Genomic DNA, 20,449 nt, shown 5'->3' on the forward strand with positions numbered 1-20,449 from the left:
GCCCGAGCCGGTCCGCCCGATGAGTGATCAGGTGCCTTACTGCGGCATTCGTTTGCATTCGAGGGGATTCTCGGTGATTCCCGACGTTACGCCGCCCAATGGATGAAATGCGTCTCTTTCGGGTACGTCCCGGCCTGCCGGTCGGATGCCCGCCAATCGGGTGGGAGACGGTCGTCCGCGCAGGTGTCGCGGTATGACCGGCCCAGGATCGTGATTCCGTTTTGTCGGATCTTGTGCCCAGACTGCCCGGCCGTCGGCCGCCCCGGCAGCCGATACCGAAGGAGAGCCGGATGAGCCGACAGTTCTCCCGCGAGGCCGCCCCGTCCGCTCCGGCCCCGGACCGGCACGCTGCCCCGGCAGCCCGGGGGCGACGGCTGCGCCCGGCGGCCGCCGGCGCCTCGGCGGCGCTGGCCGCCGGGCTGCTGATCGGCTGGAATCCGCCGCCGTCGGCGGCCCAGCAGTCGCCCGGCGGCTGGTCCGGGGAACACCGTGCGGTCCTTCCCTCCGGTCTCACCGTGCAGCTCGACTTCGCCGCCGCGCCGGGCACGGCCGTCATCGCCGAACCGGGGGGACTGGCCGACCGTGCCGGAGGCGGCCGGGCGGCCGCGCTCTACACCGACGGAGTGCGGCCCGGAGATCCCGCGCAGGTTTTCCGGATCACCCCCGAGCGCCCTCAGGCGGACGGCTCCTGGCGCACGGTGGGGACGCTCCAGCTCACCTTCTCCCGGGCCGTCCGGAATCCCCGGCTCCACCTCTCCGGGCTCGCCGCAACGGTCACCGGGAAGGGCGGCGGTACGAGCACCGCGACCCGGCTGACCCTGACCGGTGGCTCGCCGAGTGCCCCCACCCTGGTCAACCGGACCGACTGGCCCGGCTGGACGGTCGACGGCAACGCCCTCGCCCCGGCCGGCGCCGACGACCCCTCGGCCGGCTCCGCCGCGGAGGGCAGCCTGGAGCTGGTCGGCACCTTCCGCACCGCCGTCTTCCGGGTCGAGCTGCGCTCCACCGCCCGGGCCGGCAGCAGCACCGCGCCTGAGCCCCTGGACCAGGCGTACACCGTGACCCTGGACGAGGGCGTCAGCACCGCCCCGCAGGGCTACGGCAACGCCTCCCACCTGCTCTCCGACCTCTTCCTCGGTGCGGACGCGGGCTCCTCGGGCCCGAACGGCCGGCGGCCCGCGACCGGCGACGGGACGGCGCCGACGGCGGTCCCCGCCGGGATGCCGGCGGGAGCCGGCGGTGAACCGCTGGTCCAGCTCGACCACGGGGCCGGCCGGCACAGCGTCTGGTCCAGCCCCGCGCCCCCGCAGCTCCAGCCCGGACACGGCGACTACCAGGGTGCCGATCCGGCCGTCAGCTACCCCGCCGAGGCGGCGATCGGCAGCTACTACCGGCTCAGCGTCCCGGTCTCGGTCGGCGGCGCGCCGGCGACTCTGGCCGGCTGGATCGACTTCGACCGCAACGGACGCTTCGACGCCACCGAGCGGGTGCAGGCCGAGATCCAGCCCGGGGCGGACAGCGCGACCCTGGAGTGGACCGTCCCCTCCAGCGCCTCGTCCGGGGAGACCTGGGCCCGGCTGCGGATCGGGCGGGACGCCGCCCAGCTGGTGCCGGCCGGCGGCTTCGCCGACTCCGGACAGGTCTCCGACCAGCGGATCCGTCTGACGGTGGGCGCGGCCCGCCCGGAGATCGTCGCCCCGGTCGACGGCGCCGTGGTCGCCGACGCCCGCCCACAGGTGCGCGGCGAGGGCGCGGTCACGGGTGCGACGGTCGAGGTCCGGGAGGGCGACGCGGTGCTCTGCCGGACCCGGGGCGAGCGGAGCGGTGACTGGTCCTGTCGGCCGGGCGGCCCGCTCGGGGCGGGGCCGCACAGCCTGACCCCGGTCGAGACCACCGGCGGCGGCCTCGTGCTGCGCGGCGAGCCGGTCCGGATCACGGTGAAGACCGCGCCGCCCGCCGCCCCGGTGCTCACCGTCCCCGAGTTCACCAACGACCCCGGCCTCCAGCTGACCGGGACCGGCGAGCCGGGCAGCACCGTGTCGGTGGTCGACGAGCCGGCAGGCGCCCGCAGCGGCCCCGCCGTCGAGCTCTGCAGCACGGCGGTGGGCGCCGACGGCGCGTGGTCCTGCCTGCCGGTGGAGAACCTGCCGGACGGGCGCCACCGGCTCACCCCGACCGCGGTGGACGCGGCGGGCAACCGGACGGCCGGCCGGGCCGTGGGGCTGGTGGTCGACACCGTTCCGCCGGACAGGCCGGTGCTGACCGTGCCGGCCGCGGGGGAGACCGTCCGGGTGGCCCGGCCGAAGCTGGCCGGGCGCGCGGAACCGGGGGCCACGGTGATCGTCACCGCCCGCTCGGGCAGTGCGGCCTCGGCCGAGCGGATCGTGGCCTGCGGGGCCACCGCCGCGATCGACGGCAGCTGGGTCTGCACGGCCAACCGGGATCTGGTGGACGGCGAGCAGTGGCTGATCGTCACGGCGACCGACCAGGCGGGCAACGGGACGGCGGCCGACGCGGTGACCGTCGCGGTCCGGGCGGCGGTCCCGGTGGTCCCGGCGGTCCCGGCGGCCACCGATCCGGCCGAGACCGCGGCGCCGGCCACCCCGGCCGGGGAGCCGGTGCCGGTACCCGTGCCCGTGCCGCCGGGGCTGCTGCCGGTCACGGTCCCCCCGGCCACCGGACCCGCCAGCCCTGTGGCCTCCGCCCCCGCGGCGCCCGCCGGCGGGAGCACCCCCTCGCCGCTGCCGTCCCGGCCGCCGTCGGCCGCCGCCCCCTCCCCGTCGGCCTCCCCGTCCGCCGTGTCGTCGCCGTCCGTATCCTCGTCGGCCTCCCCGTCCGCTGTGTCGTCGCCGTCCGTATCCTCGTCGGCCTCACCGTCCGCCGTGTCGTCGCTGTCCGTATCCCCGTCGGCGACTCCGTCCGTCGGCCCGGTCTCGTCGTCCGCCTTCCCGTCGGCGACCCCGTCCGGGTCGCGGTCCGCGGCTCCGTCCACGGCTCCGGCCGCCGTCACCACCCATTCGGTCACTCCCGCCGCCTCCGGGACGGCGGCAGTGGCGGCCGGCCGGACGGCGGCCGATCCCTCCCGGGCACTGGCCGCGCCGCCCGCCGATCGGCCCACCCGACCGGGGGTGGAGGCGACGCAGACGGCGTCCGACCACTTCCGGTCGGACGGCTGGCGCGGTGGCCTCGCCGGTGTCCTGCTGCTGCTCGCCGGGGCCGGGCTGATCGCCCGCCGGGTCTTCGCCCGGGGCCCCGGCCGGCGGCGGCGCTGAACAACTCCGACCATCCGCTCATGTGTCTGTGTGTTAGGTACGGCTTCGGATGATTCGTCAGTAAATGTCGACACGCACTGTCGTAAATGTCGCATTTGATGACGTATGAACTTAGCCTGACTCTGGCACTGCCCGTCAGATCCGGGCCGCCCGTTGCGCGACACACTGAACCCGAGGATCCGTGCATGGACGTCACCCGCGACTCATCGCAGCGACCCGACAACCCGTCCAAGGCGTTGGCCCCGGCCCTGCCGGAACGTTCCGCCTCGGGCTCCAGCCCGATGGCCAAGGTGGCCGCCGCCGCCCTGAACGGCACGGCGCGCCGGGTGGCCGAGCCGCTCGACGGCGGGCCGGCCACCACCCCGCTGGCCTTGGTCACCGGCTCGGCGGTCACCCCCCTCGACCTGCGCGATCCGCTGGAAGCGGCGAGCCCGGAGACGGTGGAGCCGCCGGAGGCCACCCCGGGAGGTGTCGTCATCGCCGCCACCTCCCGCCGTCCCCCGCGCGCCGACCAGGCGCTGCGTGAGCACGCCGCCGCCACGCTTCCCGGCTGGATCGCCCTGGTGGCGGTGCTGCTCGGGGCGGCCGCCGTACTGCTGGTGCTGCTGCACGACGGCGTCATCCCGTACTGGGGCGCGCTGCCCGACCTGCGCGGCGTCACCGTCCGGGCCGGCGGCAGAGCGGGGATGGACGCGAGGTCGATCGCCTCGGTCTCCGCCGCAGGCCTGCTGGTCGTCGGCGCACTGGCCGGTCTGCTGGCCAACGCGGGCGGCGAGACCCGGGTGCTCACCCGTTGGGGCCGCTACCGCGGCACCGTCCGCCGGACCGGCCTGGTCTGGGTCAATCCGCTGCTGCGCCGCAGCCGGGCGGACGTCCGGCTGCGGCACTGGCGCAGCGAGCCGGTCAAGGTGGTCGACCGGACCGGTACGCCGATCGTGGTCCGGCTGCTGATCGTCTGGCGGGTCAAGGACACCGCCCGGGCGCTGCTGGCGATCGAGGACCACGAGAGCTACCTGCGCGAGCAGGTGCAGGCGGTGCTGACCCGGACGGCCTCCACCCTGCCGTGCGACAGCAATGCGGCGCCCGGCCCCGCACTGCGCGACGGCCAGTGGTTCGCCGACGAGCTGACCCGGGCGCTGGCCGCCGAGGTCGCCCCGGCCGGTCTGGAGGTCTACTCGGCACAGCCGCTGGCGCTGGACTACGCGCCGGAGGTGGCCGAGTCGATGCGCCGCCGCCGGCTGGCCGATCTGGACGCGGGCCTGCGCACCGTGCTGGTGGACGACGCGGTGGAGGCCGCCGCGCTCGCCGTCCGGCGGCTGGAGCGGGCCACCGCGCACGAACTGGACGAGGCCGCCCGCAGCGCCCTGATGGAGCAGCTGCTGGTCGCCTTCGTCGCCCCGGCCGGAGTGACCGCTTCGGTACCGCCCCCGGCCGCCCGGGCCGGGCGGAAGGAAGGACGACCGGCATGAGGATAGCCACCGGCACGGAAGCCGACCTCGACAGCGGGATCGCGTACACGTTCGGGACGGACCCCGCGCCCGACCTCCCGGACGCGTTCGCGGAGGAGGTCGGGCGGGACATCGCCGCCCTCGACGCCGACGCCGCGCTGATCGGCTTCGAGGAGAGCCTCGGCAGCGTTCCCGCCGTCGCGGGCTGCGGCTGCCCGAACTGCGCCGCCCGGCCGCGTACCGCGCGCCCTGCGGCGGCGGCCGGTGGCGGGCGAATAAACCGCGCGGTGCGAGGTACCTGCCTGGCCACCACCGTGCTGGCCGGCGCCGGCGTGGTCGGTGTGACGGCCGGGGCCGGAACGGCACACGCCGCCCCCGGCAAGCAGGGCTGGGACGGTTCGAAGTACTGGTTCAGGAACGCCAAGGGCGAGTGGCGCTACACCAGCCACTACAGCGTCTACGCCGACCGCACCGGCAAATCCGGTACCTCCGGCGGCTCCGGGCAGCCCACCGCTGCGGGCGGCTCCGGCACTGCGGCTGGCGGCACCGCCCACCCGGTGGGCGTCTCCAACGGCTCGGCCGCCCCCGGTGGGCTGCGGCAGGGCTGGGACGGTTCGAAGTACTGGTTCAGGAACGCCAGGGGCGAGTGGCGCTACACCAGCCACTACGACGTCTACCTCGACCGCACCGGCCGGCCCGGAGGGTCGGGCGGCCAGAGCGGTGCGGCCTCCGAGCCGTCCGCCCCCGCCGACGTCTCGCCGGCCTCCGACCGCGTCGAGACGGCGATCGCCTACGCACTCGCCCAGCTCGGCAAGCCGTACGTCTGGGGTGGCAACGGGCCGTCCGGCTACGACTGTTCGGGTCTGGTCCAGCAGGCGTACCGGCGTGCGGGGATCAGCCTTCCGCGGGTGGCGGACGACCAGTACGCGGCCACCACGCCGATCGGCGCGGGGCAGCTGCGTCGCGGTGACCTGCTCTTCTGGTCGGACAGCGGCCGCGCCTCCGGCATCCACCACGTCGGGATCTACCTGGGCGGGAACACGTTCGTCGAGGCGCCGCGACCGGGGAAGACGGTCCGGGTCTCCACGATCGGCTCCGGATTCCGCCCGACCCACTTCGGCCGCCCGTAGGTCCCGGCCGGCTGCGGGCCGCGGCCCTCCGCGCCCACGGCGGTCGGCGTCCGGAACGCCCCGGGCCCCGGCGGGAATCGTCCCGCCGGGGCCCGGGTGCGTCCGCCCGCCCGGCCGTTGCCCGGGCCGTGGCCGGCCGCCGGTCGGGCCGGCGGGCACTCCGTGACCGGGAGGGACCGCTCACCTCCACCGCCCCGGTGTTGCGCGGCCGGCGGGTGAAGACCCGGTGGAGGTGCCGCCGAAGGGTCCCGCGGGGAGGGTCCGGGGTGTCGGCGGAGCGCGCGGATTCGTTAGAGTCCCTGCCATGGCTGACAACGACTACGACTCCGCCGGCAGCACCCAGATGTTCCGGGCGTTCGTCGACGAGAGCCCGGCACCGCAGGCACCGGGCTCCGTCTCCACCTACGGCAACAGCAGCAGCCGGACCGGCCTGATCGCGGTCGTGACCGTGGTCGCGCTCGCCGTGCTCGGTACCGTCATCTGGCTGGCGGTCAAGTAACCCTCACGACGGGGTGCCTGGCGGAGCACCCGCCCTGCCGGTTCAGCAGGGCTTCCGCCAGGCGTCCAGTTCGAGCTTCTTCTGCATCGAGCTGAGGCCAAGGGCCTTGGACTGGTTGCAGAACTTCTCCGTGCCGAGTTTGTACTCGACGTGGAAGACCGCCTTGCCCGCCTGGATGAAGGGCGAGAGCCGGCCGCACTCGTTGAACTGCGCGCACTCCTCGTTCACGGCGAAGTCGAAGTCCGGCAGCAGGGCGGGGATCTGCTCCAGGTCGTTCTTCAGACCGATCGCCATGCCGCGCTCGTGGGCGAGTCCCGCCAGCATGCGGTTGTAGCGGAGCTGGTCCTCGGAGGTCAGCGGGAAACCGCTGTTCTGGTTGTAGGCCTCGATGGTGTCGGGCTCGACCGCGTCGAAGCCCTTCTGCCGGCACATGTCGAAACGGGCGGCCATCAGCGGCTTCAGCTGGTCGAGCTTGCGGATGTCGAACCACTTCTCGCCCTTCCAGCCGTTGCCGGAGCCCTGGAGGGCCTGGGCGAAGGCGGCGGAGTCGGGGCGGAAGTCCTCCCAGGAGCCGGCGTTGATGTAGCAGATCACCTTGCGGCCCTTGGCGTGCAGCGCGGCGACCACCGAGGCGTCGGTCTCGAAGCCGTCGATGTCGTAGACCGGCACGTCCACCGACTGGTCGACGCCGCCGCCGAGCTGCCACTGCCAGGCCAGGCCGGGGGTGGGCTGCCAGCGGGCGCCGCTCGGCTGATGGGTTCCGGGGGTGCCCGGCGTGGCGGGTGTGCCCGGGGTGCCCGGCGTCGCCGGGGTGCCCGGCGTCGTGGGGCCGGCCGGGGTGGTCGGGGTCCCGGGTGTGCCGGGGGCCGACGTCGCGGGCGGCGTCGACGGGAGCTCGGTCGGGCTGCCCGGAACGGGTGCGGCGGTGGCCGCGGGCGGCTGGGCGCCGGTGGCGTCGGCCGAGGGATCGTCCTCGTCCTCCGAGCCCGAGCTGCTGCAGGAGGTGGCGAGCAGGGCGGTGGTCAGGGCGAGCGCGGCCAGCAGGGGCCGGGTACGGCGGGTCACGGTACTCGAACTCCGTTTGGGGTCAGGTCGGTTCGGCGACGGTCAGGCCATGCGGCACGGTGCTCCAGGGGTTGTCCCCGGTGCCCGGGACCGCACAGCCGATGCCGGCGCGGCGGGCGGCGATCAGGGCGGCGGCCTCCTGGGCCTCCTCGGCGGGCACGTCGTACACCAGGTGGCAGAACCGGGCGGCGGCGTGCCGGCCGGTCCAGAGCGGCAGGGTCATCTCCCGGTACGCCGTCCAGTCGCCCTCGAAGGTGACCAGCAGGTCGGCGAGCCCGACCTCGGCGTAGCCGGGGTCCGGGTGGTCGCCGTGTCCGAACACCACGGTGGAGCAGCCGGCGGCGCGGGCCGCGGTGGCCAGCCGCCGGTAGTGCGGCAGCGCGCTCGGGTGGGTGGCGACCTGGTCGAGGTAGACGCCCGTGATGCCGTGGCGCTGGCGGTAGGTCAGGACGTCGTTCACCACGGCGGCGTGCGGGCGCCGGCCGTAGTCCGTGTCGGCGTAGCCGAGCAGCGGGAGTCCGGCCTTGCGCAGCTCCTCGGCGGCTTCGGCGAAGACGTGGTCCGGGGCGGCGCCGGGGCCGTCGGCGAGGTTGAGCACGACGGCGGCGATCCGGTGCGGGTCGGCGGCGGCGACCGCCTGCCAGGCCGCCGGGTCCACCGCGGGGTGGACGTACAGCGGCACCAGCAGGCGGCCGTCGGGGTGGCTCGCGCCGGTCATGCGGCGACCGGTGCTTCGGTGCCGAGCCAGAGGTCGCGCAGGGTGTCGGCGAGTGCGGTCTCCGGGTGCCAGCCGAGCACCCTGGCGGCGGCCGACACGTCGGCCTGCTGCCAGGAGACGGCGGCCGAGCGCTCGGAGCCGGCTCCGCTCTCGTCGATCCGGCCCGTGAAGCCGGACGCCGCGACCAGTCCGTCGGCGATCGCCCGGACCGGCTGCGCCCGGCCGGAGGCCAGGTTGAGCACCCGGGGCAGCGGACGCCCGGCGGTGACCGCCAGGGCGACCGCGCGGGCGATGTCGCGGGCGTCGACGAAGTCGCGGTGGGCCGAGAGGTCCCCGACCTTCACCACACCCTCGGCGCCGTCCGGCAGCGCCCGGCGCAGCTCGGCCGCGAGGCGGCCGGGCAGCGAACCGGCCGGGGCACCCGGGCCGACCGGGTTGAACACCCGGAGCACCACGGCGTCCAGCGGCGAGCCGGCCACCGCGAGGGAGCCGGCCAGCTTGGTGGCGCCGTAGACGCCGACCGGGCGGGCGTCGGCGTCCTCGGCGAGCGAGCTGCCGGGGTCGCAGACGCCGTACTCGCCGGCCGAGCCGATGTGCACCAGCCGGGCCCCGCGGGCGCCCTGTTCGAGCGCCTCGCAGAGGACGGCCGGGCCGCGGGCGTTGACCTCGGCCAGCTTGACCGCGCTGCCGGCCACCGCGCCGGCGAAGTTGACCACGGCGTCCGGTGCCAGCGCCGCGAGCTCCTCGCCGAGCGGGCCGGCCTCGGCCGTGGCCAGGTCCAGCCGCAGGTCGTGGTCGGGCCGGCGCCCGGCGGTCAGCACGGTGGCGCCGGGCAGTGACCGCAGGACGTCGGCGGCGTGGCGGCCGAGGAAGCCGTCCGAGCCGAGCAGCAGGATCCTCACGCGGCCCGTCCGCCGTTCTCGGGGCCGCCGACGGCGGCCGCAGCCGGCTGCCCGGCGGCGTCGGCCTCGGTGCGGGCGGCCGGGACCGGCGCCTCCTGGCCGTTCGGGACGGCGTACAGGCTCTCGGCCGACTCGGCCGGGAGCAGCTGCGAGCGGATCTCGGCGAACTCGGCGTTGGCCCGGTCGTAGTCGTCCGGCCGGCCGATGTCGAGCCAGTAGCCGCCGAACTCGTAGGCGGACGGCGGGGTCTGGGCGGCCAGCAGGTCGAGGACCAGCTCGTCGAAGCCCAGCGGCAGGCCGGGGCTGTACTTGGCGAGCGCCGAGCGGGAGACGCCGTAGACGCCCATCGACACCCGGTAGTCGATGCTCGGCTTCTCCTGGAAGCCGGTGATGGAGCCGGACTCGGCGGTCAGCACACCGAAGTCGATCTTGACCTGGCGGGCGTAGGTGGCGATGGTCAGCGGCGCCCGGGAGGCCTCGTGGTGCTTGAGCACACCGGCGAAGTCCAGGTCGGTGAGGATGTCGCCGTTCATCACCAGGAAGTTCTCGGGCAGCCGGTCCTGCATGGTCAGGAGCGGGCCCATGGTGCCGAGCGGGGTGTCCTCCACGGCGTAGCCGACCCGCAGCCCCCACTGGGAGCCGTTGCCGACGTAGGCGCGGATGATGTGGCCGAGGTGGCCGATGGCCAGGGTGACCGACTTGAAGCCCGCCGCGGCGAGCTGGCGCATCACGATCTCCAGGATCGCGTGCTGGTCGCCGATCGGGACGAGCGGCTTGGGAAGCGCGGTGGTGTACGGGCGCAGGCGTACGCCCTTGCCGCCGGCCAGGATCACTGCGTGCATGGTGTTTCCCCCACGGAAGATGGTGCGACTGGAGCCTTCGGTTACCAGTGGTGTGCGGAGCCGGCGGTTCGTGCGGCCGGCGGCCCCGGTGGTGGCGGAGCGGCGCGCGGGATCAGACGTTGTAGATGTCGGTCTTGTAGCGCGCGAGGTTGGCCGGGTCGCGAAAGAACTCGATGGTCTGCTCCAGGCCCTCCTCCAGGGAGAACTGCGGCGCCCAGCCGGTGGCGGTGCGCAGCCGGGTGGCGTCGGCGACCAGGCGCATGACCTCGGAGTTGGTCGGGCGGATGCGCTGCTCGTCCTCCTTCACCGTGACGTCCACGCCCATCAGCTTGCCGACCAGGGTGACCAGGTCGCCGACCGAGATCTCGCCGCCGGTGCCGGCGTTGAAGGTCTTGCCGACGACGGCCTCGGCCGGGGCGGTGCCGACCGTCCGGAAGGCGTTGGCGGTGTCCTTGACGAAGGTGAAGTCACGGGTCGGGCGCAGGTCGCCCAGGGTGATCTCGGTCTCGCCGGCGGCCAGCTGGGCGATCACCGTCGGGATGACGGCGCGCATCGACTGGCGCGGGCCGAAGGTGTTGAACGGGCGCAGCGTGACGACCGGGGTCTCGAAGCTGGCGTGGTAGCTGTCGGCGAGCCGGTCCCCGCCGGCCTTGGAGGCGGCGTAGGGGGACTGGGTGTTGATCGGGTGGTCCTCGGTGATCGGCACGGTCTGGGCGGTGCCGTAGGTCTCGCTGGTGGAGGTGTGCACCAGGCGGGGGATGTCCAGGTGGCGCACCGCCTCCAGCACGTTGAGGGTGCCGGTGACGTTGGTCTCGATGTAGGAGTGCGGGGCCCGGTAGGAGTAGGGGATCGCGATCAGGGCGGCCAGGTGGTAGACCGCCTCGGTGCCCTTGACCAGGCCGTTGACCGAGCCCGGGTCCCGGACGTCGCCGAGGACGATCTCGACCGAGTCCAGCACCTCCTTGGGCAGGGTCTCCAGCCAGCCGAAGGACGAGAAGGAGTTGTACTGGACCATGGCCCGGACCTGGTGGCCGTCGGCGACCAGGGTCTCGACCAGGTGGGAGCCGATGAAGCCCTCGGCTCCGGTGACGGCAACGCTGCTCACGGTGACTCTCTCTCTGTGGATGGGGACTGCCGAGCGCCGGACGGTCGTGGTGGAGCGCTCAGCGGTGCTTGGTGGTGCGGCCGAGCACGGGCCCGGCGATGGCGGTGAGGACGGTGGCGGCGGCCCCGCAGCCGATCAGCTGCAGGACGGTCGGGTCCGCACCGGTCAGGAGCCCGGCGCACTCGGCGCCCGCGGCTGCCAGACAGATCAGGGCGGTGCTCCAGCTGAGCCCGAAGGCGTTCAGCAGCAGCGCCAGCCAGAGGGAACCGCCCAGGAGCAGCAGCGCACCGAGTTCCGGGATCCCGAGCGCCGGGGCGCCGGGCCAGAGCACGGTGGCGGCGGCGTCCAGCGCGGCCACGGTGGTGAGGTAGATGAACAGACAGCCGAGCAGTACGCCGCCGGTGCGGCGGACGAACGCGGCCGGGGTGTGGCTGGTCCTCAGCGCGGCGACGGCCATCGCCCGGTAGCGGAAGAGCAGCCACTCGGCGAGGCCGAGGCTGAGCGTGAGCGCGATCATGGCCGGCCCGGTCGGGCTGGCGGACGCGCCCGCGGCGGCGCCGGTCTCGACGGCCTGGTGCACGGTGGTACCGAGGCCGGCGATCAGGGTGAGCGTGCCGACCGCCAGGCCGAACAGCAGGTGCGGCAGCTCGTGCAGGAGCGGGAGCTTCGGCACGGTGGTGTCCCGTTCGCCGCGCAGGCAGCGGACGATCTCGCGGGCGGCCAGCCCGATCGCCAGCCCCAGCGAGGACAGCAGCACGACCGTTCGGGTGAGCTGCGGGACGTCCACGGCGAGCACCACACCGGCGCCGACCGCGGACGGTGCCAGTGCGAGCAGCAGGAACTTCTCCCGGCCGAGCACCAGCAGGACGGTGGCCGCCGCCAGGTATCCGGACTGTCCGGCGGCGAAGCAGAGCGCTCCCAGCGGCCCGCCGACCACGTACCCGGCGGTGGCCGCGACCAGCGCGCCCAGCGGTGCGCCGACGGCCAGGCAGATCCCGGCCGAGCGGCGTCGCCCGCGGCCCAGCCAGGCGTACGAGCGGTGCGCGAGCGCCTGGTTCCAGGACCAGCTGACCAGGGTGGCGACGGAGAGCGCGAGCATCCCGGAGGGGAGGCCGAAACGCATCCGGGTGGCCGCGAACAGGTTGGCGCCGAGCAGGTAGCCGAGGCCGGGGAGGGCGAAGACCAGGCCGCGCACCACGCAGCGCCAGGGGTCGGCCCGCCAGGGGTTGGCGAACTCGGCGCTGGGGCCGGGGTAGCGGCGATCGACCTTCTCGAACAGCTCCTCGGCGACGGTGAACGCGTCGGGGCGGCCGTACAGCAGGGCGGCCTGCTCGTCGGAGAGACCGTCGGACTCCAGGAAGGCCGCGATCTCGTACGGGTGGACGGCGTCGGCGCAGACGTCGGCGAGCCGTTCGGCGAGTTCGTCCAGCGGGTCGGGGGAGAGGTCGAGCTGCGGCTCCGGCTCGGGCCGCTGCCCGGGCAGGACGGGGCGGCGGCGCTTGCGCGGCAGGGTGCGCAGCTGCACGGTCTGCTCGGCCCAGTCCGGGCCGGCCTCGTCGGGTACCAGGCGCAGGGGGCCGCTCATGCGTCCACCCCTTCCCCGGCCTCGGCGGACGGGAGGTACCCCCGCCACTCGGCAGCCGCTTCGCGGGACGCGCACCTCTCGGTGATCCGCTCTGCCCCGGCCTCCGGCCGGGGGGATCCCCATCGCTCGCTCATGCCGTCACCTCGTCACGCTCGCCGACGGCCAGCGCTTCGTCCCAGCCGGCCGGGGCGCCGTCCCCGACCGCCACGACGCCCTTCGGCATCCAGCGGGAGGTGCCCAGCAGCTCGGTGTAGATGCCGCGGAAGCCGTCGATGTTCTGGCGGAGGGTGAACTGCTCGATCACCCGCAGCCGGGCCTGCTCGCCCAGCCGGGCGCGGCGCTCCGGGTCGCGCAGCAGCTCGACGGCGGCGGCGGCCATCGGCTCGGGCTCGCGCGGAGGGACGACCAGGCCGGTGTCGCCGACGGCCTCGCGCACGCCGCCCACGTCGGTCGAGACGGTGGAGCGGCCGCAGGACATCGCCTCGATCAGGGTGAACGGGAAGCCCTCGCTGATGCTGGAGAGCATCACCACGTTCCCCGCCGCGTACGCGTCGGTGATGTCGGCGACGCGGCCCTCGAAGGCCACCGAGTCGGCGATGCCGAGCTCGGCGGCCAGGGCTATGCAGCCGTCCCGGTACGCCTCGCCGCCCTTGGGCGTGCCGCCGAACAGCCGCAGCTTCGCCTCGGGTATCTCGCGCTGGACGATCGCGAAGGCGCGGATCAGCGTCTCCAGGTCCTTGATCGGGTCGACCCGGCCGGCCCAGCTGAGCGTCGGGGTCTCCGGCTCCGGCCCGGCCGGCGGGAAGGCCGCCGGGTCCACGCCGTTGTAGACGGTGCGGATGTGCGCGGACGGCGTCCCGCCGCGCTCCTCCCAGCGCCGGTTGTACCGGTTGCCGGGGGTGACGAGGGCGGCGCGGCGGTAGCTCTCCTCGGCGAGCATCCGGTAGAAGCCCAGCAGCAGCGCCTTGACCGGCCAGCGGTAGGGGCCGGTGCGGTAGCCGAGGTAGCGCTCGCGCAGGTAGATGCCGTGCTCGGTGAGCAGGAAGGGGACGCCGTACTGCTGCGAGGCGATCAGCCCGGGCAGCGTGGCCAGGCCGCCGCTCGCGGCGTGCGCGACGCCCTCGCGCGGCGGTTCGACCGACAGCGGACGCAGCGCGTGCTCCAGCAGGTCGGTGGCGTTGAGCGCGTCGTGCAGGGTGGGCCGGGAGACGGCGGTGGAGAGGTAGTCGCGGGTCCAGACGTGCTGGAGGGTGCGCAGGGCGCGCTCGCTGCGCAGCGCCGGGCTGAGCAGCCCGCGCCGGGCGAGGTCGGCGAAGCCGTACAGCTCGGTGCCGAAGTGGGTGGTGTAGACCGGGTCCAGGATGGAGTGCAGGAAGCGCTCGTACGCGTTGAGGAAGCGGCGCATCTCCTTGCCGCGCGGGGCTCTGCCCTCGGATGGCGGCCCCCAGAGCGGTGCGGTGGTGACCGACCGCACGTTGGCGGGCAGCTCCCAGGCGAGCGACTCGTGGCCGGTGCCGGTCACGGCGATGATGTCGAAGTCGACGTCGGGCATGCCCTGGACGAGCTGGTCGCACCAGACGCTCACGCCGCCGTGCTGGTGCGGATACGTCCCCTCGGTGAGCAGGGTGACGCGCATGGCTTTCCCCCCTCCTGTCCTTGCGTCAAGCGCCCGGTCCTGGACGGTCCGGGTCGGGTGGCCGGTGGTGGGGCCGGGGGACGGCCCGACCCCACCACCGGTGTCACCTGTCTAGCGGATGCCGGGCTGGCCGGCGGTCTTCTTGGCCGGGTCGGCCTTCCCCCCGGAGGCCTTGCGGGTGGTGCTCTTCGTGCCGCTCTTGGCGGCCGCCTTGTCGGTGGTCACGCCCTTGCCGGCCACCGGAGCCCCGCTGCCGGGGACCAGCACCGGGGCGTCGGTACGGGCGGTGTCGCCCGGACCGGCCGGAACGGCGTCGGCGGTGCCCTGGGGCACGATCTTCTTGTCGGCCGGGGCCGGAGCCGTCACCGATTCGGCGGCGACGGCCGGAGCAGCGGTCGGCGCCACCGGGGCGACGTCCGACGGCAGCTTCAGCAGGACGCTGCTCTGCAGCGAGCCCGGCTTGACCCAGCCGGACAGCGTACCGGCGTAGGCCGAGCCGAACCCGGTGGTGCCGATGGCGAGCTGCTGAACGGTACCGGTCGGCATGGTGGCCTGGACCTGCACGCCGGACGGGGCGGACACCGTCACGGTGTTGCCGACCCGGTAGGCGGTGACCTGGCCGGCGGCCAGGGCCGCGTTCCAGGCCGCACGGCGCTGGAACTCGGCGCCGATGTCCTTCTGCGCCAGGTTCACGATCGGGGCGTTGTCGGCGTGCAGGGACCGGTAGGTGGAGAGGATCTTCTCCAGCACCGGGTACACGATCCGGTCCTCCGCCAGGTTCGACTGGTGGATGAAGTGGGGGCGCGGGTCGTTGCTCAGCACGTGGCCGAGGTCGATCCGGGCCTCCAGCGGCACGATGTACGACTGGTAGCCGGTGTTGACGTCCAGCGGCGCCGGCAGGCAGGTGGAGTTGGCGTTGCTCTCGCAGACGCCGCTGCCGCCGTTGGCCACGCTGGTGTAGATCCAGTTGTACTCGTCGGCCTCCTCCTTCGCCGTACCGGCGTTGTAGAAGACGTTCATCGGGTAGCGCGGCACGGTCAGCGTGGACGAGCCGACGGCCCGCTGGGCGGGCTCGCGGGACGCGTCGCTGGCGGTCCACTTGACGCCGTTGGCGACCAGCGAGGGCGCCAGGTACGGGTTGTCGCTGGTCTCCTGCGGAGCGGTCAGCAGGCCGGAGTGCTCGCCGGTGACCAGCTCGGTCTTGTCGATGTGCAGGTTGCGCGCCGCGGCCCAGTCGATGTTGTTCTTGATCTGGGACGTGATGGTGGCCTGGTCGACCCAGACGGTGTTGCCCGAGGCGTCCTTGGTGCACTTCCACGGCACCACCGAGACGTCCTGGAGGCAGCCCAGGTACGGGTGGGTGTAGGTGTGGTTGATCCACCGGTAGCTGTTCTGGTCGGCGACCATCTGGTCCACCACCGGGTCGGCGGTGACCTCGTGGTCGGCCTTCCAGTCCTCGCTGCCGCCGCCGTTGAACACCATGTCCATGGTGAAGTTGTTGGCGGTCTGCCACTGCTTGGCGTACTGCGCGTCCGCGGTGGTCATCCGGATCGGGTTGACCGTCTCGGGGGTGCCGGGCGGGCAGGTGACGTCGCCGGGGGTGCACTTGAGCACCGTGTCCCAGCGGTCGTCGGCCAGGAAGACGTCGTCGACGTGGGCTGCGAAGTAGTTGCGGTCGTAGCCGAGGTGGACGCCCTGGGTGATCCAGTCCACGATGCCGCGCGCCAGCAGCCGGTACTGCTGCTGGTACTGGTTGTAGACGAAGGTGACGACCAGCTCGTTGCGGCCGTCGTGGCTGTACTCGCCGACCAGCGAGCCGCGCTCGGTGGAGCCCGGTATGGGGGCGTCGACCAGCGGCGTGAACGTGGAGCCGGACGGCAGGGAGGCCAGCGGAGTGGCCAGGAAGCCGTAGCTCTCGTCGACGCCCGGGTCGTTGTCCTCGAACGGGACGGATCCCTTGAGGTACCCGAACGGGCCGGCCAGGCCGGCGCCGGTGACCTGGGCCTGGACGCCGTCCAGCTTGCCCATGTATCCGGGGTTCTGTGCCCAGTTCAGACCGACGTCCGGCTGGGCGTAGGTGTACGCGTCGACCTGGCGCACGTTGAACGCGGCCTCGTAGGTCGCGATCGCGGTCATCTCCGCGGAGCCAGCCGTGAACGGGTTGTTGTTGGGCATCACGATGCCCTGGAACTTGCCGCGCGGCTGTCCGTTGACCGTGTCGCTGAGGAAGGCGGCGTCGATCACCGGACGGTGGGCGTCGGTGAGGTCGACGATCTTGTACGGGGTGCCCTGGCTCTTGAGCTCGGCGGCGATGGCCGCCGTCGCGGGTCCGCCGTCGCTGATGACCAGGACCGTCAGGTCGATCCTGGGTGCGGTGGTGGCACCGTGTGCGAGGGACGACTGCAGGCCGCCGGCCAGCAGGACTGCTGCCGCGCAGGCGGCAACTCTTCGGGTCGCTCGACCCATTCTGTGTTCCTCCCCTGGGCAGGGCGCTCCGCTGCTCGGCGCTCGCCTACCCGGTCGCTGTTCTCGGGCAGCAGGCTGCCCGGAGCCCATCCTGGTGGAGACTCCGCACCGATTGGGACCAAATGGGCGGGAGTGCAGCGAATCTGTTACCAACGTTCATGGCGATGCCATGGAAGCGCTGATTGTGGCCGGAACCGAGCCTGTTGCGCAAATAATGAATTGAGAATTAAAAGATGGCGGAGTCGGAGCGTTACCGCTGGTCACCGATCTTCTGGTCTGGGCCGGTAACCCGCGGCCTACACTGGCGGCGTTGCGCATGACACTCTTGCACATCCAGCCGTTCTGTCGGGCAGGTTCATGCAATATTGCGCAGGGTTGTGCCATGTCACAGTCCGAATATCCAATGGAGGCCACCGCGTGACCGAGCAGCAGACCGAGACCACCGCAATCCAGGCCGACCGGAAAGCGGTGCGCGTGCCGACGGACGGTGCCGAGGCGGCCCCGCAGGCCCGGAGCCTCGGGCTCCGCGGCGCCGTCAACGCGCGCGATCTCGGCGGCTACCGGACGGCCGACGGCCGGGTGCTGAAGCACGGCGTGGCACTGCGCAGCGACGGTCTCAACCGGCTCACCGAGGAGGACCTCGGCCTGCTGGCGGCGATCGGTCTGCGCCAGGTGGTCGACCTGCGCAGCCTCGACGAGGTCCGCGAGGCCGGTCCGGACCGCGTCCCGGGCCTGCCGGTCGCCGCGATCGCGGCCGCCGAGCTCTCGTCCGAGCCGATCACCGTGGCACCCGCCTCCGGGGACGGCATGACCCTGCACCACCTGCCGGTCTTCGCGGCGGACTTCGACATCTACGTGGCGCTGCGCGACGCCCTGGCCGACCGCAGCCCGGAGAAGCAGCGCGCGCTGCTCGGGGACGGCAAGGCCGCCGCGATGATGGTCGGCCTCTACCGGTGGTTCGTCACGGACGCCGTGGCCCGGGAGCGCTTCGCCGCCGTGCTGCGCCTGCTGGCCGCTCCGGACGGCCCGCCGCTGATCTTCCACTGCTCGGCCGGCAAGGACCGGACCGGCTGGACGGCCGCCGTCCTGCTGACCGCGCTCGGGGTCGACCGCGAGACGGTCTTCGCCGACTACCTGCTCACCAACGAGCGCTCCGCCGCGATCGTGGAGCACGTCGTCGACAGCTTCGGCACCCGTGGGCTGATGCAGGAGCCGGAGCTGCTGCTCCCGGTCTTCCGGGCGGAGCGACGCTACCTGGAGGCGGCCTTCGAGGAGGTCGCGGCCGGCTGGGCCACCTTCGAGGACTTCTGGCAGGACGGCCTGGGGCTGGACGACGAGGTGCTCGCCGGCCTGCGTGCCAACCTGCTGGCGGACGCCCGGTAGGGCGCCCGCCGGGGCGGCTCAGCCCTCGCTGACGAGGCCCTCGCGCAGCTGCGTGAGGGTCTTGGCCAGCAGCCGGGAGACGTGCATCTGGGAGATGCCGATCTCCTCGCCGATCTGCGACTGGGTGAGGTTGCCGAAGAACCGCAGCATGATGATCCGGCGCTCGCGCGGCGGCAGCTTGGCCAGGAGCGGCTTGAGCGACTCGCGGTACTCCACGCCCTCCAGGGCGAGGTCCTCGTAGCCCAGCCGCTCGGCCAGCGGGCCGTCGCCCTCCTCCTCGCCGGGGGTGGAGTCCAGCGAGCTGGCGGTGTACGCGTTGCCCACCGCCAGGCCCTCGACCACGTCCTCCTCGCTGACGCCGAGGCAGGCGGCCAGCTCGGCGACGGTCGGGGAGCGGTCCAGCCGCTGGGAGAGCTCGTCGCCGGCCTTGGTGAGGGCCAGTCGCAGCTCCTGCAGCCGCCGGGGGACCCGCACGGACCAGCTGGTGTCCCGGAAGAAGCGCTTGATCTCGCCGACCACGGTCGGCATCGCGAAGGTGGGGAACTCCACCCCGCGCTCCGGGTCGAACCGGTCGATCGCCTTGATCAGGCCGATCGTGCCGACCTGGACGATGTCCTCCATCGGCTCGTTGCGGCTGCGGAACCGGGCCGAGGCGTACCGCACCAGCGGCAGGTTGAGCTCGATCAGGGTGTCGCGGACGTAGGTGTGCTCCGCGCTGCCCGCCTCCAGCGCGGCCAGCCGCAGGAAGAGCGAGCGGGAGAGCGTCCGGGTGTCGAGACCGGCGGCAGGCTCGGCGGCGGCCGGCCCGGCGGTGCCGGGCGGGGCGTCGGGGACGGGCGCTGCGGCCTCGGCCCGCTGGAGCGGGATCAGGCCGGCGGTCGCCGTGCGCTCGGCCGCACCGGCGTGGCTCCGTGCAGTGTGGATCTCCGCAGTGCCCAGCTCTCCGGACATGCGCCCACCCCCTTGTGACTGACGGTTCAACGGGTGCCGTCGCGGGAGCGTTCCCGTGCGGCGCCTTACCCCTCCATACCGGCGCACCGGACCCGGCAAACCCGAGCGTCGCAAGATGTCACGCGCCGGTAACGCGCAGCGATCGGCCGCTGCCCCCGCGTCGCCGGTCAGTCCTCCCAGGAGTTGCCGGTCCGAAGCCTGGTCAGGATCCGCGAGAGCAGCCGGGAGACGTGCATCTGGGACATCCCCAGCTCGGTGCTGATCTGCGACTGCGTCAGGTTGGCGAAGAACCGCAGCATGACGATCCGCCGCTCCCGCTCGGGCAGCTGGACCAGCAGGTGGCGGACCATGTCCCGGTGCTCGACCTCGGCCAGCGCCGAGTCCTCGTAGCCCAGCCGGTCGAGCAGGGCGAGCCCGCCCTCGTGCTCCTGGGCGGCCTCCAGCGAGGCGGCGTTGTAGGCCCGGCCGGCGTCCAGGCAGGCCCGGACGTCCTCCTCCGGGATGCGCAGGCTGGCGGCGATCTCGGGGACCTTGGGGGCCCGGCCGTGGACCACCGTCAGCTCCTCCATCGCGCCGCTGACCTGCACCCAGAGCTCCTGCAGCCGGCGCGGGACGTGCATGGTGCGGACGTTGTCCCGGAAGTAGCGCTTGATCTCGCCGAGGATGGTCGGCAGCGCGTAGGTCGGGAACTGCACGCCGCGGCTCGGGTCGAACCGGTCGATCGCGTTGATCAGGCCGATCGTGCCGACCTGGACGACGTCCTCCATCGGCTCGCTGCGGCTGCGGAACCGGGTGGCCGCGTAGCGGACCAGCGGGATGTTCACCTCGATCAGGGCGGCCCGGACCCGCTCGCGCTCGGGCGCGTCCGGGGGCAGCTCGGAGAGCCGCTCGAACAACACCCGGGTCAGGGTCCGGACGTCCACCGCGGGGCGGCCCCCGGGACCGCGCAGGCCGTCCGGTCGCAGTTCGCCGGCGGGGCTGATGATCGCGGCCAGCACCTCCTCCGGCGGGCCGGCCGGGGCGGGCGGCTGAACGGTCGGTGCGGTCGGTGCGGTCGGTGCGGCCGGCCGGGCGGCGGCGGAGTGCGCGGCGGCCGGTGCGGTCGCGGACGGCGCCGTGGCGGACCGCGCAGCGGTCTGTGCGGCGGCCGGACCGGTGTCGGCACCCGGCGCGCTCCCTGGTGTCCGCACGGACACGTCACCCCTCCCAAAGTCGACAACGGTGGGACTTGCGGATCGGGTGTCGCGTCTCGATTCACCACCTCGCCATGTCCGGCAAAACCGGTCATAGCATCACAAGCTGGGCGCAGTTCGGGCAAGCACCGAGCGGAGGTGTGTTGGTGCGGCGTTGGCGCTCCGCGGGGCCTTCCGGCGGGGCGGCGGGCAGACCGTTCCCGGACAGGGCAAGGCGCCCCGCCCGGTCTCGGGCGGGGCGCCGCGGTCCGTCC

14 protein-coding genes and 1 pseudogene are annotated in these 20,449 nt (G+C 73.7%); 5 read left to right on the forward strand and 10 right to left on the reverse strand.

The window, feature by feature from the left end:
• Window positions 1–290 precede the first annotated feature (290 nt).
• The 4 genes from ACF9IK_RS18575 to ACF9IK_RS18590 all read left to right on the forward strand — a co-directional run bounded on the left by ACF9IK_RS18575 (window position 291) and on the right by ACF9IK_RS18590 (window position 6,349).
• Entirely contained in the window at window positions 291–3,272 is a 2,982-nt protein-coding gene (locus ACF9IK_RS18575) for an Ig-like domain-containing protein (RefSeq protein WP_395295311.1), read from the forward strand.
• A 185-nt stretch (window positions 3,273–3,457) separates the two neighbouring features.
• A complete protein-coding gene (locus ACF9IK_RS18580) occupies window positions 3,458–4,741 on the forward strand; it encodes an SPFH domain-containing protein (RefSeq protein ID WP_395295312.1) in 1,284 nt (427 codons plus the stop codon).
• Entirely contained in the window at window positions 4,738–5,850 is a 1,113-nt protein-coding gene (locus tag ACF9IK_RS18585) for a C40 family peptidase (RefSeq protein ID WP_395295313.1), read from the forward strand. Before ACF9IK_RS18580 ends, ACF9IK_RS18585 begins: the two co-directional genes overlap by 4 nt.
• A 304-nt stretch (window positions 5,851–6,154) precedes the next feature.
• The gene (locus ACF9IK_RS18590; protein ID WP_395295314.1) at window positions 6,155–6,349 is read left to right on the forward strand and encodes a hypothetical protein; all 195 of its coding nucleotides are present in this window, start codon (window positions 6,155–6,157) and stop codon (window positions 6,347–6,349) included.
• A gap of 42 nt (window positions 6,350–6,391) precedes the next feature.
• Here the strand turns inward: ACF9IK_RS18590 and ACF9IK_RS18595 are convergent, their stop codons facing one another.
• The 8 genes and pseudogenes from ACF9IK_RS18595 to ACF9IK_RS18630 all read right to left on the reverse strand — a co-directional run bounded on the left by ACF9IK_RS18595 (window position 6,392) and on the right by ACF9IK_RS18630 (window position 16,668).
• The gene (locus tag ACF9IK_RS18595) at window positions 6,392–7,414 is read right to left on the reverse strand and encodes an endo alpha-1,4 polygalactosaminidase (protein WP_395295315.1); all 1,023 of its coding nucleotides are present in this window, start codon (window positions 7,412–7,414) and stop codon (window positions 6,392–6,394) included.
• Window positions 7,415–7,436: 22 nt separating this feature from the next.
• Window positions 7,437–8,132 carry a spherulation-specific family 4 protein gene (locus ACF9IK_RS18600; protein ID WP_395295316.1) on the reverse strand — a complete coding sequence of 232 codons (696 nt, stop codon included), beginning with the start codon at window positions 8,130–8,132 and terminating at the stop codon, window positions 7,437–7,439.
• On the reverse strand, window positions 8,129–9,034 hold the full coding sequence (locus ACF9IK_RS18605; RefSeq protein ID WP_395295317.1) for an NAD-dependent epimerase/dehydratase family protein: 906 nt from the start codon (window positions 9,032–9,034) through the stop codon (window positions 8,129–8,131). The genes ACF9IK_RS18600 and ACF9IK_RS18605 overlap by 4 nt, the downstream gene beginning before the upstream one ends.
• 140 nt (window positions 9,035–9,174) lie before the next feature.
• A pseudogene (locus ACF9IK_RS18610) lies at window positions 9,175–9,876 on the reverse strand (nucleotidyltransferase family protein); the annotation flags it as partial.
• Between the two features lie 112 nt (window positions 9,877–9,988).
• Window positions 9,989–10,981, reverse strand: a complete 993-nt coding sequence (locus ACF9IK_RS18615; protein WP_395295318.1) for an SDR family NAD(P)-dependent oxidoreductase — start codon at window positions 10,979–10,981, stop codon at window positions 9,989–9,991.
• A 58-nt stretch (window positions 10,982–11,039) separates the two neighbouring features.
• Entirely contained in the window at window positions 11,040–12,566 is a 1,527-nt protein-coding gene (locus ACF9IK_RS18620; RefSeq protein WP_395295319.1) for a hypothetical protein, read from the reverse strand.
• 130 nt (window positions 12,567–12,696) lie between these two features.
• A complete protein-coding gene (gene pelF / locus ACF9IK_RS18625) occupies window positions 12,697–14,202 on the reverse strand; it encodes a GT4 family glycosyltransferase PelF (protein WP_395295320.1) in 1,506 nt (501 codons plus the stop codon).
• 111 nt (window positions 14,203–14,313) lie between these two features.
• Window positions 14,314–16,668 (reverse strand): hypothetical protein, encoded by a 2,355-nt coding sequence (locus tag ACF9IK_RS18630; RefSeq protein ID WP_395295321.1) that lies wholly within the window; start codon window positions 16,666–16,668, stop codon window positions 14,314–14,316.
• Between the two features lie 417 nt (window positions 16,669–17,085).
• Between ACF9IK_RS18630 and ACF9IK_RS18635 the strand changes: the two genes are divergently transcribed.
• Window positions 17,086–18,051 carry a tyrosine-protein phosphatase gene (locus tag ACF9IK_RS18635; RefSeq protein ID WP_395295322.1) on the forward strand — a complete coding sequence of 322 codons (966 nt, stop codon included), beginning with the start codon at window positions 17,086–17,088 and terminating at the stop codon, window positions 18,049–18,051.
• Between the two features lie 18 nt (window positions 18,052–18,069).
• Here ACF9IK_RS18635 and ACF9IK_RS18640 read toward each other — a convergent pair whose 3' ends face one another.
• Window positions 18,070–19,002: an RNA polymerase sigma factor SigF gene (locus ACF9IK_RS18640; protein ID WP_395295323.1), complete on the reverse strand. Its 933-nt coding sequence runs from the start codon at window positions 19,000–19,002 to the stop codon at window positions 18,070–18,072.
• A 167-nt stretch (window positions 19,003–19,169) separates the two neighbouring features.
• The gene (locus ACF9IK_RS18645; RefSeq protein ID WP_395295324.1) at window positions 19,170–20,198 is read right to left on the reverse strand and encodes an RNA polymerase sigma factor SigF; all 1,029 of its coding nucleotides are present in this window, start codon (window positions 20,196–20,198) and stop codon (window positions 19,170–19,172) included.
• Between the last annotated feature and the right edge of the window lie 251 nt (window positions 20,199–20,449).

Source organism: Kitasatospora hibisci (assembly GCF_043950205.1).
Classification (GTDB): Bacteria; Actinomycetota; Actinomycetes; order Streptomycetales; family Streptomycetaceae; genus Kitasatospora; species Kitasatospora hibisci.

Excerpts from the sequence above, each read along its gene's own strand:
- ACF9IK_RS18630 (WP_395295321.1), bottom strand. The coding sequence starts at position 16,668 with ATGGGTCGAGCGACCCGAAGAGTTGCCGCCTGCGCGGCAGCAGTCCTG.
- ACF9IK_RS18585 (WP_395295313.1), top strand. The coding sequence starts at position 4,738 with ATGAGGATAGCCACCGGCACGGAAGCCGACCTCGACAGCGGGATCGCG.
- ACF9IK_RS18620 (WP_395295319.1), bottom strand. The coding sequence starts at position 12,566 with ATGAGCGGCCCCCTGCGCCTGGTACCCGACGAGGCCGGCCCGGACTGG.
- ACF9IK_RS18600 (WP_395295316.1), bottom strand. The coding sequence starts at position 8,132 with ATGACCGGCGCGAGCCACCCCGACGGCCGCCTGCTGGTGCCGCTGTAC.
- ACF9IK_RS18575 (WP_395295311.1), top strand. The coding sequence starts at position 291 with ATGAGCCGACAGTTCTCCCGCGAGGCCGCCCCGTCCGCTCCGGCCCCG.
- ACF9IK_RS18580 (WP_395295312.1), top strand. The coding sequence starts at position 3,458 with ATGGACGTCACCCGCGACTCATCGCAGCGACCCGACAACCCGTCCAAG.
- ACF9IK_RS18640 (WP_395295323.1), bottom strand. The coding sequence starts at position 19,002 with ATGTCCGGAGAGCTGGGCACTGCGGAGATCCACACTGCACGGAGCCAC.
- pelF (WP_395295320.1), bottom strand. The coding sequence starts at position 14,202 with ATGCGCGTCACCCTGCTCACCGAGGGGACGTATCCGCACCAGCACGGC.
- ACF9IK_RS18590 (WP_395295314.1), top strand. The coding sequence starts at position 6,155 with ATGGCTGACAACGACTACGACTCCGCCGGCAGCACCCAGATGTTCCGG.